Raw genomic sequence first — 14,895 nt, forward strand, 5'->3', positions numbered from 1 at the left:
GAGCGAGGCTCACGCCGGATGCCTGCCATGCCATCATCATCTACAACCGCGCAAGATAGTCGTGGCTGATCTTGAGCGCTGCAAGGCGATCCATGGTGAATGGCGGTTCCTGCTCCACGAAGAAATCCCGCACCCCGGCGTCAAAGGCCGCATCGAGCAACACTGACCAGTCGATCAAGCCCTTCCCGACTTCGGTCGGATTTTGCTGCAGGACGAAATTGGGCCGGGTGGACGGCAGGATGTCTTTCACATGCATCATCCGAAAACGGCCAGGATAGCGCCGCAGCAGTTCGATCGGCGACAAGCCGGCGGCGGCCACCCATCCAGCATCCATTTCGAAGAAGATCGACGGATCGGTCTCCCGCATCAATATCTCGAAGCCGGTGGCGCCGCCCAGCGGCGCAAATTCAGGATTATGATTATGGTAGCCAAGCTCAATGCCTTCCCGCGCCAGCGCCACGCCCTTTTCATTCAACAGCGCAGCGTCGCGCTTCCAGTCGTCAGCCGTAAGGTGGGGAGCGATGCGCGTGAGAAAAGCGAGAAAGCCTTCGCCTGATTGCATGACGCCCAGACGCTTGGGAATACGAAATATCGGCATCGCGACGCGGGAAATGCCAAGCATATGCAGATCCGCAGCCAGACTTCCCGCGTCGCTCGCCAAACTGAGATCTCCCGGCGCGCGCGATTCGGCGGGAATGTGAAAACTGGTCAGCTTCAGCCCGGCCCGGTCGGCGGATGCGCGGACCTGCGCCGGCGATTTTCCCATAAGACCCGCCAATTCCACGGCGCCATAGCCAATTCCGGCGAGGCTGGCGAAAGTGCCATCCAGATCGGCGGCCGCCGCTTGCGCGAGCGTGTAAAGCTGAATCCCGATGGCGAGTTTCCGTTGCGCAAAAAAACCATCGCGGGACGCCGTCTTTCTGGGCAATCCCGCGCAACCGCCCAGCATCGCCACCGCGCATAGTCCCTTAAGCCATTCTCTTCGCTGCATGCCGTCGCTCTCCTGATCCATTTCCCCATGTCGGCGCCGATGCACTTTAGTCCTTCAAAGGCCGAGCAAGGCCCGATTGGCCCGCGCGTCCATGTCCGCCGCCGCGAAATCGTCGAAGGCATGCGGTGTCACCCGAATGATGTGATCCTGTATGAAGATGGCGCCCTCACGCGCCCCATCTTCGGGATGCTTGAGTGCGCATTCCCATTCCAGCACAGCCCAGCCGGGAAATTCATATTGGGCCATTTTCGAGAAGATGCCGCCAAAGTCGATCTGCCCATCGCCCAGGGAACGGAAGCGTCCGGCGCGGTCGATCCAATTCTCATACCCGCCATAGACGCCAGTCCGCGCATTGGGCAGGAATTCCGCATCCTTCACATGGAAACATTTGATCCGCTGATGATAGCGATCGATGAAGCCAAGATAGTCAATCTGTTGCAGCAGGAAATGGCTTGGATCGTAGAGGATGGACGCGCGCGGATGATCGCCGACGGCTTTCATGAACCGCTCGAATGTCGCTCCGTCATGCAGGTCCTCGCCAGGATGCAGTTCATAGGCGCAATCGACGCCGGAATCGTCAAAGACATCGAGAATCGGACTCCAGCGCCTTCCAAGCTCGGCAAAGGCTTCCTCGATCAGGCCCGCCGGTCGCTGCGGCCAGGGATAGACATAAGGCCAGGCAAGCGCGCCTGAGAATGTAGCATGTGCTCTCAGTCCCATACGCGCGCTCGCCCGTGCCGCAAGCTTGAGCTGGTTGGTCGCCCAGTGCTGGCGCGCGATCGGGTTCCCACGCAGGCTTTCAGGCGCGAAGCTATCGAAAAGCGTGTCATAGGCTGGGTGGACAGCCACAAGCTGCCCCTGCAAATGGGTCGATAATTCCGTTACCGCCAGTCCATGAGCTGCCAGGACGCCGATAATTTCGTCACAATAATCCTGGCTTTCAGCGGCGATCTCCAGATCGATGAAACTGCCGACCCCGGTGGGAAGCTGCAGCCCCTTATAGCCAAGCGCGGCTGCCCAGCCTGCCATATTGTCGAGCGTATCGAACGGCGCTTCCTTGCCCATGAACTGAGCGATGAACAAGCCTGGTCCCGTTATCGTTTTCACATACTCTCCTTTCAATTCTCGTCGCCCATTTCCGAGCGCGCTGCATCCTTGACGCACCGATTCCCATATCTGATCCCACAACAAGCATGACTATTCAAGAAAACGATTTCTCTTGTTTGTCAGCCAGAGACTGGTTAACGCAGGCCCGGAAGAAGACGCAGGCGTCAAAAGCGTCGCATGGCCGAAAACCGACCATGAACAGAGGATGAAACGAAGGGCCGGATGATGATCAAATCCCGATTGTCGATAATGATGTTCGCGCAATATTTCGCGTGGGGCGTCTGGCTGGTCCCATTGGGCAGCTATATGAGCAAGGGCCTGCAGTTCGACGACATCATCGGCACGACCTTCGGGTTGATCGGCATCGCGACCATCCTTTCCACCCTTTTTGTAGGCATGATCGCGGATCGATATTTCGCAGCCCAGAAGGTCATGGCCCTGCTCTGCCTCGGCGCGGGTGCCGCCCTCCTGTGGGTATCGACCATCACCCAGTCGCAAACGACCTTCCTCTTGGGCTGCCTGCTTCATTTCCTCTTCTACAGTTCCACCATTCCGCTGGCCACCTCCATCGCACTGCATGGCGTAAAGGACGGAACGCGCGAATTTCCAGCGATCCGGGTGTGGGGAACGATCGGCTGGATCGTTGGCGGGCTTCTGATCGGCCTGATCCCTGGGGCGGCCGAGACAGCCATGCCTATGCAGATATCCGCCATCGTCTACATCTTGCTTGGCCTGTACGCCTTCACTCTGCCGGACGCGCCGCCGCGTGCGCGTCGCGCGCCGCTCAATGTCGCCGGTCTTTTTGGACTCGATATCGTTCCCAACCATCGCGATCGGACCTTTTGGGTCTTCATCGTCGCGATGTTCGTGATGATGCTGCCCAAATCCTTTTACGACGCCTATGCCAACAGTTTCTTCGTGGAAAAAAATCTCGCTATCACCCTGTTCGGCGCCCGCCTCGAAGCGACGGCGATCCAGACGGCCGGCCAGATGTTCGAAACTCTGTTCCTGATCGCCCTCCCCGTCCTGTTGGTGCGCATGGGCATCAAATGGGTGCTGGTTTTGGGGGTATCGGCCTGGGCGGCGCGCTTCGTCGCCTTCGGATGGGGCTATGAGGGCAGCCAAGCCGTCATGCCGCTGCTCCTGTTCGGCATCATCATCCACGGGGTCTGTTACGACTTCGTCTTCGTTTCGAGCCAGATCTACATCGACCGCAAGTTCGCGGCCACGCAGCGATCGCGCGCGCAGGCGTTTCTGGCCTTGGTTACGCAGGGGATAGGAACGGTCGTTGGCTCCAACATCGCCGGCGCCGTCTATCTCGCCAATACGGTATCGCCCACCGATCATGACTGGCGCGCCATATGGCTGATGCCCGCCACTGTCAGCTTGGTCGCTGCCATGCTCATCATTCTGGCATTTCGCGACAAGCGGCGGATCGTCGAACCCACGGACGTCGATCTGACGGTCTGACGCCCCGGCTTTCACCTCGGAGGATATTTTGAGCAAACCCGTTTTGAGTCTCGCTATGGTTGGCGGCGGCATCGGCTCGTTCATTGGCCCAGTTCATCGCCGGGCTGCCGAACTGGACGGCAATATCCGGCTGGTCGCCGGGGCCTTCTCCCGTGATCCCGCTGCGTCCCGGCAGGCCGGGGAAGCGTATGGCATCGACGTTGACCGCGCCTATCCCGACTATGAAACGATGCTGCGCGAGGAGGCGAAGCGGACGGATGGCATCGACCTCGTCACCATAGTGACGCCAAACGACACCCATTTCGCGATCGCATGCGCGGCGCTGGGGGCCGGTGTCCATGTGATGTCGGACAAGCCGGCCACCGCGACGCTCGCCCAGGCGCTGGAACTGTCGAAGGTCGTGAAGCGCAGCGGACGCCATTACGCCCTCAGCTACAGCTACACCGGCTATGCGATGTTGCGGGAAGCCCGATCGATGGTGGCGGCCGGCGCATTGGGCACGCTGCGCAAGATTGTCGTCGAATATTATCAAGGCTGGCTCGCCGACCCGGTCGAAACCCGGAACAACCGACAGGCTGCATGGCGTACCGACCCTGCCCGCGCCGGCATAGGCGGCTGCATCGGCGATATCGGCGTCCATGCTTTCAATCTCGCCGAATTCGTGAGCGGCGAACGGGTCGCGCAGATCAATCCGGAGTTGCAGCGGATCGTTCCTGGCCGGATTTTGGACGACGATGCGACCATTCTTGCACGGTTCGCCAATGGCGCCACCGGGATCATCGCCTGCTCCCAGATCGCAACCGGCGAACGCAACAATTTGCGCATTCGGCTGTGGGGAGACAAGGGCGGCCTGGACTGGAGCCATGAACGACCCGACCTGCTGACGATCAATTGGGGCAGCGGCAAGAGCGAGCAGCGTCATGCCGGCTGGGCAGGGCTGACCGCTGATGCGCACGCCGCCACGCGCCTGCCGGGCGGTCATCCGGAGGGCTTTATCGAGGCGCTCGCAAATATTTATTCGGATCTGCGAATGGCAATTCTGCATGAAGCGCCTGCAACGCCTCTTCAGGGCATCGAGGAGGGTGTGCGCAGCATGTCGTTTCTGGAACAAGCCGTCACGGGCGCAGCGGACAATGATGGCTGGCGACGCCTCTGAGACGCCCTTTGCCCCGCCCCTCAACGGTAATGCGGCGGCGCGCTGCTTTCGTTCGTGACGCCATTTCCCCTTAGCGACCCTGTCAAAGAGAGGCCCACATCGGCCTGGATGATCTTGCTCGAACCGGCCCGGTCAGCGAGATGAATTGCGGACGCAGGCACTCCGTGAAATGGCCTGTCGATCTGGGCATCAGGCGCGGCCGACCGGCACCGCCAGGCACGCAACCTTCCCGAAACGCCCGAAATCGGCGACACAATGCTGGCCTGCCCGGACCCAGTGCATACCGGTCACCGCGCCGGTCGACACGAACTGCCCTGCCTTGAGCGGGAAGCCCAGTCTCGCGCACTGGTCGAGTGCGAAGGCGAGCGCAGTCAACGGTCCACCAGGAAGATCGGCAGCCGTGGCGCTGCGTATCAAGACGCCATCTATGCTGGTGGCACAGGTCATGGCGCGGGGATCGCTGAGCAGGTCAAGCGGAACGGCCGGCCCGACGATCTGTCCGTTATTGTTGCCGAGATCGGCGATAGATGCCAGCGCATCGAGATGCGGCATGATGGCAAGCGGACTTCCGGCCACTTCCACGCCGATCCTTACCTCCCCCACCAGACGGCGAGCTTGGTCGATATCGACGCCTGTTTGCAAGGACGGCTGGTCCTTATCCAGGACCATGACATATTCCGCTTCGAATGCCGCGGACCCTCCGACAAATACCGGGAAATCGGCTTCCTCACTTTTGTCCAGCCGGATCACGCCGCCGGCAAAGACAGGCCCTACGAAACGATCCTTCCCGAACCGGTCGGCCAGTGCCGGACTGAGACGCCCGACCTTCCAACCGGCAATAGCGTCAGGCCATAATTCGATGGCGGCCAGTTGGATCGCATAGGCATCCTCCAGACCCAAGGGGAACAGGCCGGGAAATTTCGCCAGACCATGACCGCGCCTGCGCGCCGCGACGAAACTCGCCGCAATTTCCACCGCAACCATGTCAGGCCGCATCCCGCATCGGCAACGCATGATATTGACGGGCGAAATAGACAAGTCCCGACTTTTCCTCGCCGATCATCAGATGCTGCACCTCGCACAGGAAGATGCTGTGGCTGCCCATTTCCACGACCGAAGCGACGGCGCAGCCAAAGGCTGCCAACGCGCCGGTCAGCGCGGGCACGCCATGATCGGACATGATCCAATCAGCTGCTGCGAAGCGCGCATCCATGTCCAGGGTCTTGTCGGCAAAGGCGCCGGACAATCCAGCCTGTCCGCCCGCCAGCACATTGACCGTCAGCCGGCCATTGCCCTTGAGCACGTCATGCATTCTCGCCGATTTGTTGATGCACAATAGGAGCGAGGCCGGGTCGTCACTGACGGAGCATACAGCCGAGGCCGTCATGCCATGGCGTCCGGCCGGACCGTCGGTGACGATGATGTTCACCGCAGCCCCCAGCCGCGCCATCGCGGCGCGAAACTCCCATGTCTCGATCATGCCCTCCTCATCGCATCAACAGGCCGCCATTGATGTCCCATATGGCGCCATTGGCGAAAGCGGCCTCGGAAGAGGCCAGATGCACGGCAGTCGACGCCACGAATTCGGGACGGCCCAAATGACGGACGGGAATACCAGCGATAATCCCCTCCAGCTTGTCCTCCGGCACCAGCGCGCGCACGGACGGCAGGTCGAGCGGCCCCGGCGCGATCGCATTGACCGTGATGCCGAACGGAGCCAGGTCGCGCGCGAACACCTTGGTCAGCGTGATGATCCCGCCCTTTGATGCGGCGTAATGGGCGCCGGTCGCGGTGCCGCCATTCTGCCCCGCGAGCGAGGCGATGTTGACGATGCGGCCATGGCCTCGGTCCTTGAAATAGCGACCCAAGACCTGGCATCCGATGAAGGTGCCGCGCAGGTTGACCGCCAGAACCCGGTCGAACTCGTCCGGGCTGATGTCGAGCACTGGACGGACAATGGTGACGACCGCATTGTTGACCAGCGCCTCGACCGAACCCCAACGGGCGATCAGCGTATCGCGCGCGGCTTCGAACGCAACCTGATCGCGCACGTCGAGTGTAAGGCCGATGGCGCTTTCGCCGCTGGCGTCCAGGTCGTCCGCCAATGCCTGCGCCGCGCCGCCGTCAATGTCGGACACGCCCACGCGATAACCCGCCTGATGGAAAGCGCGGGCGATCGCCGCGCCCAGCCCCTGCGATCCGCCGGTGATGAGGGCGCAGCGATTCATAGCAGATATCCGATACCGAACTGATAGTCGTCGGCGTTGATGAGGGTCACGACCTTTTCGTCGAAGCGGAGCGTTCCGTCCCCGGCCCGAACGATTCGGTAGCGCGTGTCGGCGGGCAACATGCGCATATGGCCATATTTATATTCGGCCAGCATCTGCGCGGCGCGCAGAGTGATCGACGTGTCGTCCCGCGCCTCCGTCACGAAGCGCGACACGGTACGCACCGTGCGCGCAGGCGGCGCCGACGACATGGAAAAGCCCGACAGCAACCGCTTCACCCGCGCCTCCCGCATGTCCTTGTCGTCATAGACGATGTTGAGCGTATCGATATAATCGGCGTCACGCTCGACCGGGATGATATATTGGCCGGTTTCCGTCCACAGCTTGAGCCAGGGCCGATAGTCCAGCCGGTCCAGCATGTCCGCCTCCACCCAGATGAAGGCGATGGCTTCCTCAAATGTCGGTGCGCCAGTCTGCTTATCCGTCACGTCGCTCTGCTCCTCAAGGTCGATGCTCATGCGCTCATCATCCTCTTCCACATCTGATAGGCGGCGCGCATCCCGGTCTCGGCGCTGACGTCGCCGGCATCATGGCCCGGTTCGGCCGCACCCTGCGGCGCGTCGACCCCGCGATTGAGCATGATCCACAGATCATCGCCCGCCCGCGCGCCGCGCTGCACCCGTTCCCACCCTTCCGCATCGTCGGGCGTACCGAAACCCATCGGCCCCTGGAAATGTTCGTGCAGCCGCAGCCGCGCGCGATTGCCTGCCGCCGGGCCGCCGTCCATGCCAATGGCGACATGGGTGATCTCCGTCTCGTCAACCGATACGGGCCGCAGCACGCGGAAGAAGGCCATGGAGCAGGCGACATTGGGGAAGAGGTTGAGATTGAAGCCCGATCCGCCCACCGCGCGCACTATGCGGCGCACCTGAACGTCGGGATAGCCTTCGTCAGCCAGTTCCTTCGCCAGATCGGCGAAGCGATCGGGGATCGGCGCATCGAGATTATCTTCCAGGTCGATCAAGTCGGGGATCATCACCATGACGCTATGACCATTGCCCAGGTCCTCGACCCAGCCGCCCTGCCCCAGCACGTCGAAGATATTTTCAGTCGCCGCGTCCAGGCTGTCGAGAAAGGTCTTGCGCACGATCGGGAAATGATAGGCGTCGGTGGTGTTTTCGAGCTGGATCTTCCAGTTGCCGGGAAAACGGAACTTGTGTTCGCCCAGCGTCTTCACGCCGAAGCCCGCGCCCTGCTTCATAAAAAGGTCGATCCACTTTTTCGCAGCCCCCAGAAAGTCGGCCAACGGCTCGATATCCCGCTTGAACGTCGCGAAGATCAGGCCGTTATATTCTTCGGTCCGCAGCGAAATCAGCGGGAAGTCCGCCGTGTCGAACCCTTCCTCATAGCCCTTGGCATGGGGCACCTTGCGCAGCTTGCCGTCCACATCATAGCTCCAGCCATGATAGGGGCAGACGAAGACGCTGGCCTTGCCCTTCTTCTTCTCGCACACGCTGGCGGCGCGGTGGCGGCAGCGGTTCAGGAGGACATGAAGCTTGCCTTCCTTGTCGCGCGTCACGATGACGGGCTGGCGGCCGACCCACGAGGTCTTGAAGGTGTTTTTCGTCGGCACGTCGCTGGCATGGGCGACCCAAACCCATGTGTTGTTGAAAATCCGCTCCATCTCCTCATCAAAGATGGCAGGGTCCTTGTAGAGCGCGGTGTGGACGCGATCATCCTTCACCAGTGCAGCAAAATCAGTGGTGCTCATGCGCCCTCCTCGGCGTCTGGCTGGGGGACGGAAATATCGGCCTTGTCATTCCACGGGCCGACATCCCGGCAAAAGATACTCTCGGTTACGAAGTGCGCCATGCGCCATGCGCCCTCTTCGAAAACACAGTCTATGGTCAGCGCCGCGCTGCGGAAATCCGAACGGCCGTCGCGATAGGTCGATACCTGCAACATCATCCAACGCCCGGTCGCGTGGCTCTCATCCAGCACGTCTATGCCCTCTGACGAGAGGTAATGGCCATTCAGCGCGAAATGCGGCGGATCGATGTAGCTGGCCAGCATGGCGATGATGGCGTCGCGTCCTTCATGCCGCCCAAAGGCCTTGCGGTAGCGGCCGCGGCCTTCCCAGACGGCATTGCGCGTGAACAGCGAGCCCAACACCTCCATCGGCGTCGACGGACCCAGTCTGTCGCATAGACGAAAATAGTCCATCACGACCCGCCGGACAGCACCCTCCGCTTCCAGCAGCGCGACCCGTTGGCTGAGTGTTGCAGGGACGCTGCCGTCCGTCATGCGGGGATGACCAACTCCCGGCCGATCCGGGCTTCGACGCGCATATATTTCCACAAACGATATTCGCCGACCTCGATCGTGCGAAACAGGTTGCAGGCGGCGACGGCGGTCGCGCGATCGGGCACATCGGCCAGGATGTAGAAGGTCCAGGGCCAGCCATTGGGCGATGTGCCGACCATGGTTTCGTCATCATCCAATGTGCCGAGCACGGTGACGCCCGGCAGGTCGCGAATGCCCTTGAGCATCTCGCCGGTGGCTGCCCAGACCTTGCCGATCTCGGCAGCGGGCAGGTCGAAGAAATTCTGGAGCACCGCGCCGCAGAAAAGGGCGCGCAGGGGCTTTGCAGGCATATCCGTCATGGCAGTCTATCCTCGTTTCGATCAGGGAAATCCGGGCGGCGTGTCGAGGCCGAGCAGGACGCGACCTGCGCTCTGCCAAGTGCCCTCGGACAGGAAGGCATGTTGCGCGACGACCATCGCATCATGGACATAGGTCGCGATCGGCTGATCATTATAGATGCCGGTGGTGCCAGACAGCATGAAGGCGGTCTGCGCGACTTCGCAGCCTATGCGCGCGACATGGCTGGAGGCCAGGCGCAACAGCGCTGCCTGCTTCACAGACGCCGCCCCGCCGGCGCACAGCGTCGCCCAGACATCGTCGGTCGCTTCGTAGAAGAAGGCCCGCGCCGAACGCAGCTTGGCCTCCGCCTTGGCGATTTCGCTCTGGACATAGGCGCGATCGGCCAACGTCGGTGCGCCCGTGATCGAAGCGCGACCGCCGGCCATTCGGGTAATCTCGTCGAGCGCCGCACGCGCCACGCCGACGCCGACGATGGCGAGCACCTGTGCAGCGAAAGCCATTGATGGATAACGATAAAGCGGTGTGTCGAGGCTGGGCTTGCCGCCGCGGATGAAGGTCCATTCGTCCGGCACGACGACGCCGTCCACCACCAAGTCATGACTGCCCGTGCCCTGAAGGCCGATCACGTCCCAATTGCGTTCGATGGTGACGGACGATGCGGGCATCACCGCCATGCGCGGAAGGCCGCCCTGATCCCCGTCCACCTTTATGCCAACGCCGATGATGTCGGCTCCGGTCGATCCGCTGCCGAATTTCCAGCGGCCCGACACCTGAAGGCCGCCCTTCACCCGCGCGGCGGGCTGGGGCGGGAATAGGGCGCCTGCGAATATGACGTCCGGGCCGCCGGCGTAGACCTTGGCCAGCGTCTCCTCCGGCAGCGACGCCAAGTACATGCTCGAAACGCCAAAGCTTGCCACCCAGCCGACCGACCCATCGGCTTCTGACAACCGCTCGACCAGGCGCAGGAAAGTCGCCGGAGATGTTTCCACGCCACCATAGCGTGCGGACACGAGCGCACGATAGACGCCCAGTTCACGGAGCGTCTGAACCACGTCGGCAGGAAGCTGCCCCAGATCGGCAAATTCGCGGCGACGCCCCCGCAGCGAGGCGATCAGTTCATCCGAAACCGTTGCAATAGCAGGCTGCTGCGCGGCATCGCACTCATGCAGCGCATTGAACGCATTCATCAAATTTGTTCCTTATGTTGTAAAAGCGATCCAGCGTCGGCAAAAATCCGGGCGATGGCGCAAAGCCGAGCATCATCGCCACGTCGCCCGACCAGTTGAATCGCGGCCGGACGGCCGGACGGCGTGGCGAGCGGCAGCGAGATGGCGGGATGCCCGCTGAGATTGAACGGACGAACCAGCGAAGACAGCCGCAATATGGCTTTGGCATCGCCTAAATCGTCAATGCGCGGCGGGAAATCCGGAAGCGTCGGCAGCGCCAGCACGGCGAACCTGTCGAGCAGAGCGTCAACCTGCGCCACAAAGGCGGCCTTGACGCCTTCCGCCCAGGCAAGGCGTTCCACGGTCGCCATGGCCGGCGCGCCGCGAAGCCGCTGCTCGACATCTTCGCCGAGCAAACCGCTCGCGACGAGATGGCCATAGGCCGCCGAAGCCTCCGCAGCCATCTGGATGACCCCGGCCTGAAAAGCATCCTCGATCGCCGGCAGACGACAGGACTCTATCCCTGCGCCGGAGGACGCCAAGGCAGCCTCGACCGCGGCAGCGATCTCGCGCGCCGCGACCACGTCCACCGCCCCGATCGAAACCGGCCCGACCGTTTCCAGCCTCAGGAAACTGGGATCCATCTGCGCCATGGCGTGCTCCACCACGGACATCTCGCGGCCGAAAATCCCGACGGAGTCGAGCGCGGACTTGGCCGGCATCACGCCAACACGGCTCAACCTTCCATAGCTGGGTTTGAGGCCGATGACCCCGCAACAGGCGGCCGGCATCCTAACCGATCCGCCCGTATCCGTGCCCAGAGCAAGATCGACCATTCTGGCCGCCACCGCCGCCGCCGACCCGCTGGACGAACCACCGGGCATGAGAGCGGGGAAAAGAGGATTTTCGACAGGACCGGTCCACTTGTTCAGGCCGGTCATGCCGTAGGCCAATTCGTGCATGTTCGCCTTCGCCACGATGCGATAGCCGCCATCGACCAGCGCCTGAACGACCCGCGCATGATCGCGGGCCGGCGCGACATCGGCCAAGGCGCGTGATCCGCAGCATGTGGCCGAACCTGCAATGTCGATGCAGTCCTTCACGGCCACGGTCGGACCATCGCCCGGCGCGTCATAGCTTTCGATCAGGATGGCGGACATCGCCGAATTCCTTTGTTGGTTGATAAATGAAAACTGGAACATATTACGTGAATAGTCAAGTAATTTTCATGCATTCTGATGCTTGAACCCACTCCGCTCTGCCAGTAGGGCTTTGAACGTGGAGGGATTGCGGACCATCTGGGTTCCGAGGGCCCGCAGAACCAGGGATTGCAAATGGTCGAAGAGGTACAGGAACCCGAAACCGGCGGAGCCGCCACCCCCTTCAATATGGAGGAATGGCCCTTCTACTGGCTCACGCGATTCACCGGACGCTATCTTTTGCAAATGGAGCTGGCGCTCAAACCCCTCGGCCTCGATATTCCGCGCTGGCGCGTGCTGATGACCCTGCGCAACCGGGACACGCTGAGCGTCAGCGAGATTGCGGACCATGCCATCGTCAAACTGCCAACCATGACCAAGATCGTAAAACGTATGCAGGCAGATAATCTGGTGGACTGTCGTCAAAGCGCGGCAGATGGTCGCGTCACCGAAGTCACCTTGACCCCGGTGGGCGTCATCGCCGGGCGTCAGGCCTGGGACGCCGCCAACCGGATTTACGCGCGCGCGTTCGAGGATTTGTCCAAAAAAGACGTCGCAACGCTTAACAAACTGCTACGCACCATCACCCGCAGTCTGGCGGGCTGACCGCCTTTCGCTGGACACGGAAAGGCCCGGTCGAACGATTTGGCCGGGCCTTCTTTATACATGCTGGAAAAGGCCGCCGACGCATCTGCGCCGACGGCCTGCCTATAAAACCTGCCGCTGATCAGAAATTATAGGTCAATTTGATGCCATAGGTACGCGGCGGCGCCATGCCATAGCTGTAACTGCCGAAACGTGTGCTCGCAACGGCGCTGGTGATGATCGTTTCATCCTCGATGTTGCGGACGAAACCTTGCAGGCTCCACTTCTTGTCCGCTTCGGTGAAGGTGACGATCAGGTCGCTGCGCGAATAGCTGTCCTGCTTCTGATAGGCGAAATTCTCGATGCCGTAGAAGGACGAAGTTTCGATGTGCGTTTGAAGGCGCGGCGTCAGCGTGCCGCCCAGCAGCGGGAAGCTGTGTTCATAGCCCAGATTGAACGACCAGCGCGGCGCCTGGCTGGCACGGTTGCCCGAATAGTCGGTCACGCATGTTCCGTCGGCGGCGATGCTGATGCACAGGCTGGTATATTCGGCGTGGAGGAATACGGCGCTGGCGTCGAATCGGTCCGCATCAGTCGGTTGAAAGATAGTTTCCGCTTCAACGCCCCAGATCCGCGATTTGCCTGCATTGAAGACGGCGGACAGACCGACCGTCTGGTCACGCACTGAAACTTGCTGGTCCTTATAGTCATACAGAAAGCCCGACAGATTTAGCTGCAGACTATTGTCTAGGAACCTGTTTTTCGATCCGATTTCCCAGGACGTAATAGTTTCTGGCGCATAGGGCAGCGTGTTCTGGCCCGGCACCGTGTTGAAGCCACCTGCTTTATAACCCGTATCAAACTTGGCATAGACCATGTTGCGCGGGCTGTAGTCATAGGTCAGACCAGCATGATAGGTCGTCTTGGTGCTCGCCGACTCATCGTCCTGCATCACATCACCGCCGCCGGTGTTGCTATATCCAACGCGGCTCTTATAGTCGTCGGAATAGCGAATTCCGAATTCCGCTTTCATCCCGTCGATCAGTTCATAGCTCGCCTGGCCGAAAGCCGCCTTAGACTTCGCCTTCACCTTATAGGAGAAGGTGAAAATGTTCGACGGTGGATTGGCGACTGCATAGCTCTGGAACAGGCTGAACAGGTCCGACGTTTCGCGGAACAGATAGCCACCGATCTGCCATTTGAACCGACCATTGCCGTTCGACACCAGGCGAACCTCATGCGACCAGTCATGCACCTTTTCGCTCGGCTGGATATAGGCGGTCTGGCTGGTGGTGCCGTCCAGATCGCGCAGTTGCGAATAGTCGGTATCGCGGAAACCGCCCAGATAGACGAGGCTCGCAAAACCCAGATCATATTCCGCATTCCACTGTATGGTGCGCAGCGTCGTGTCGATATATTGGTTGGGCAGGCTATGCGGCGTGCCGTCCCCATCCACATCGGGACGATAGCTCGTGTCGATCGCCGTGCCATTGAAACGCAGCGGCGTACCCCACATGGTCGGGCCAACGCCGCCGATCTTGGTCAATTGGCCGCTCAACAGCACCTTGAGCCTGTCGGTGGGCTTCCACTGCACATGCAGGCGAATCGACTGGCTATCGGCATCATCGCCAGCGCGGGCCGGCCCTTCGTTGACGCGATAGCCGTCATGCTTATTCGTTGCAAAGGCGGCGCGCACCGCCAGAGTGTCAGTAACCGGCACGTTGATCATGCCCTCGGTCGTGATCTGGTCGTAATTGCCGACACCTACCGCGACCCGGCCTTCAAATTCATTCTTAGGCTTGGCCGTGATCACATTGATAGCGCCACCGGTCGCGTTACGGCCATAGAGCGTACCTTGGGGACCACGCAGCACTTCGACGCGCTCAAGGTCAAACATCGCATCACCAAAGCCGAACGGCTTTTGGATGTAGAAGCCATCCTGTGCGATCGAAATAGCCGGATCGCCGATTTCATTGGTATTTTGGCTCGACACGCCGCGAACCGAGATGATTACGTTGGCCGAATTCTTCGAAATGCCGACGCCGGGCGCAATCGCCGCAATGTCCTGCAAGGTCGCGACACCATTTTCGGCGAGCGCCTTCTGGTCGAACGCGGTGATGGCAATCGCTGTTTTCTGAACCGATGTTTCGCGCTTTTCGGCGGTCACGACGATTTCGTCAATGCCACCACTGGACGATTGATCTGCGGCCTGCGCCATCGCCAGGCTGACGTGGAAACCTGCCAACACCACTAGGCTGGCACCACTTAAACGACCGATTTTTTTCATCTCTAACCCCTTCCGCTCTTTTTATATGATGATCGAACGACG

At 61.0% G+C, this 14,895-nt stretch carries 15 protein-coding genes; 3 read left to right on the forward strand and 12 right to left on the reverse strand.

The window, feature by feature from the left end; genetic code table 11:
* Positions 1-40 precede the first annotated feature (40 nt).
* Both V473_RS20040 and V473_RS20045 read right to left on the reverse strand, forming a co-directional pair.
* On the reverse strand, positions 41-991 hold the full coding sequence (locus V473_RS20040) for a sugar phosphate isomerase/epimerase family protein (protein ID WP_169793973.1): 951 nt from the start codon (positions 989-991) through the stop codon (positions 41-43).
* A 54-nt stretch (positions 992-1,045) separates the two neighbouring features.
* On the reverse strand, positions 1,046-2,098 hold the full coding sequence (locus tag V473_RS20045) for a sugar phosphate isomerase/epimerase family protein (protein ID WP_066609085.1): 1,053 nt from the start codon (positions 2,096-2,098) through the stop codon (positions 1,046-1,048).
* Between the two features lie 222 nt (positions 2,099-2,320).
* Between V473_RS20045 and V473_RS20050 the strand changes: the two genes are divergently transcribed.
* Entirely contained in the window at positions 2,321-3,568 is a 1,248-nt protein-coding gene (locus V473_RS20050; protein ID WP_066609086.1) for an MFS transporter, read from the forward strand.
* Positions 3,569-3,596: 28 nt separating this feature from the next.
* Positions 3,597-4,724 (forward strand): Gfo/Idh/MocA family protein, encoded by a 1,128-nt coding sequence (locus V473_RS20055; protein WP_244884551.1) that lies wholly within the window; start codon positions 3,597-3,599, stop codon positions 4,722-4,724.
* A 189-nt stretch (positions 4,725-4,913) separates the two neighbouring features.
* Here V473_RS20055 and V473_RS20060 read toward each other — a convergent pair whose 3' ends face one another.
* Genes V473_RS20060 through V473_RS20100 form a run of 9 tightly spaced genes read right to left on the reverse strand, consistent with a single transcriptional unit; the run spans position 4,914 to position 11,942 of the window.
* A complete protein-coding gene (locus V473_RS20060; protein WP_216628562.1) occupies positions 4,914-5,708 on the reverse strand; it encodes a 2-keto-4-pentenoate hydratase in 795 nt (264 codons plus the stop codon).
* 1 nt (position 5,709) lies between these two features.
* Entirely contained in the window at positions 5,710-6,204 is a 495-nt protein-coding gene (locus tag V473_RS20065; protein ID WP_066609089.1) for a flavin reductase family protein, read from the reverse strand.
* Positions 6,205-6,211: 7 nt separating this feature from the next.
* On the reverse strand, positions 6,212-6,952 hold the full coding sequence (locus V473_RS20070; protein WP_066609090.1) for an SDR family NAD(P)-dependent oxidoreductase: 741 nt from the start codon (positions 6,950-6,952) through the stop codon (positions 6,212-6,214).
* The gene (locus tag V473_RS20075) at positions 6,949-7,470 is read right to left on the reverse strand and encodes an aromatic-ring-hydroxylating dioxygenase subunit beta (RefSeq protein WP_066609091.1); all 522 of its coding nucleotides are present in this window, start codon (positions 7,468-7,470) and stop codon (positions 6,949-6,951) included. The genes V473_RS20070 and V473_RS20075 overlap by 4 nt, the downstream gene beginning before the upstream one ends.
* Positions 7,467-8,723: an aromatic ring-hydroxylating dioxygenase subunit alpha gene (locus tag V473_RS20080; RefSeq protein ID WP_066609092.1), complete on the reverse strand. Its 1,257-nt coding sequence runs from the start codon at positions 8,721-8,723 to the stop codon at positions 7,467-7,469. The genes V473_RS20075 and V473_RS20080 overlap by 4 nt, the downstream gene beginning before the upstream one ends.
* Positions 8,720-9,256, reverse strand: coding sequence for a nuclear transport factor 2 family protein (locus V473_RS20085; RefSeq protein ID WP_066609093.1), 537 nt, complete (start codon positions 9,254-9,256; stop codon positions 8,720-8,722). The genes V473_RS20080 and V473_RS20085 overlap by 4 nt, the downstream gene beginning before the upstream one ends.
* Positions 9,253-9,615: a hypothetical protein gene (locus V473_RS20090; RefSeq protein ID WP_066609094.1), complete on the reverse strand. Its 363-nt coding sequence runs from the start codon at positions 9,613-9,615 to the stop codon at positions 9,253-9,255. The genes V473_RS20085 and V473_RS20090 overlap by 4 nt, the downstream gene beginning before the upstream one ends.
* 21 nt (positions 9,616-9,636) lie before the next feature.
* Entirely contained in the window at positions 9,637-10,803 is a 1,167-nt protein-coding gene (locus V473_RS20095; RefSeq protein WP_066609095.1) for an acyl-CoA dehydrogenase family protein, read from the reverse strand.
* Complete coding sequence (locus V473_RS20100; protein WP_066609212.1) at positions 10,803-11,942, reverse strand: amidase; 1,140 nt, start codon at positions 11,940-11,942, stop codon at positions 10,803-10,805. The genes V473_RS20095 and V473_RS20100 overlap by 1 nt, the downstream gene beginning before the upstream one ends.
* A gap of 174 nt (positions 11,943-12,116) precedes the next feature.
* Between V473_RS20100 and V473_RS20105 the strand changes: the two genes are divergently transcribed.
* Positions 12,117-12,587, forward strand: coding sequence for a MarR family winged helix-turn-helix transcriptional regulator (locus V473_RS20105; RefSeq protein ID WP_066609096.1), 471 nt, complete (start codon positions 12,117-12,119; stop codon positions 12,585-12,587).
* Between the two features lie 121 nt (positions 12,588-12,708).
* On the opposite strand, the gene V473_RS20110 is transcribed toward V473_RS20105, so the two are convergent.
* A complete protein-coding gene (locus V473_RS20110; RefSeq protein WP_066609097.1) occupies positions 12,709-14,853 on the reverse strand; it encodes a TonB-dependent receptor in 2,145 nt (714 codons plus the stop codon).
* Between the last annotated feature and the right edge of the window lie 42 nt (positions 14,854-14,895).

The organism is Sphingobium cupriresistens LL01 (assembly GCF_001046645.1).
Taxonomy (GTDB): Bacteria; Pseudomonadota; Alphaproteobacteria; order Sphingomonadales; family Sphingomonadaceae; genus Sphingobium; species Sphingobium cupriresistens.

Excerpts from the sequence above, each read along its gene's own strand:
- V473_RS20040 (WP_169793973.1), bottom strand. The coding sequence starts at position 991 with ATGCAGCGAAGAGAATGGCTTAAGGGACTATGCGCGGTGGCGATGCTG.
- V473_RS20050 (WP_066609086.1), top strand. The coding sequence starts at position 2,321 with ATGATGATCAAATCCCGATTGTCGATAATGATGTTCGCGCAATATTTC.
- V473_RS20060 (WP_216628562.1), bottom strand. The coding sequence starts at position 5,708 with ATGGTTGCGGTGGAAATTGCGGCGAGTTTCGTCGCGGCGCGCAGGCGC.
- V473_RS20065 (WP_066609089.1), bottom strand. The coding sequence starts at position 6,204 with ATGATCGAGACATGGGAGTTTCGCGCCGCGATGGCGCGGCTGGGGGCT.
- V473_RS20070 (WP_066609090.1), bottom strand. The coding sequence starts at position 6,952 with ATGAATCGCTGCGCCCTCATCACCGGCGGATCGCAGGGGCTGGGCGCG.
- V473_RS20075 (WP_066609091.1), bottom strand. The coding sequence starts at position 7,470 with ATGAGCATCGACCTTGAGGAGCAGAGCGACGTGACGGATAAGCAGACT.
- V473_RS20080 (WP_066609092.1), bottom strand. The coding sequence starts at position 8,723 with ATGAGCACCACTGATTTTGCTGCACTGGTGAAGGATGATCGCGTCCAC.
- V473_RS20085 (WP_066609093.1), bottom strand. The coding sequence starts at position 9,256 with ATGACGGACGGCAGCGTCCCTGCAACACTCAGCCAACGGGTCGCGCTG.
- V473_RS20090 (WP_066609094.1), bottom strand. The coding sequence starts at position 9,615 with ATGACGGATATGCCTGCAAAGCCCCTGCGCGCCCTTTTCTGCGGCGCG.
- V473_RS20095 (WP_066609095.1), bottom strand. The coding sequence starts at position 10,803 with ATGAATGCGTTCAATGCGCTGCATGAGTGCGATGCCGCGCAGCAGCCT.
- V473_RS20100 (WP_066609212.1), bottom strand. The coding sequence starts at position 11,942 with ATGTCCGCCATCCTGATCGAAAGCTATGACGCGCCGGGCGATGGTCCG.
- V473_RS20105 (WP_066609096.1), top strand. The coding sequence starts at position 12,117 with ATGGTCGAAGAGGTACAGGAACCCGAAACCGGCGGAGCCGCCACCCCC.
- V473_RS20110 (WP_066609097.1), bottom strand. The coding sequence starts at position 14,853 with ATGAAAAAAATCGGTCGTTTAAGTGGTGCCAGCCTAGTGGTGTTGGCA.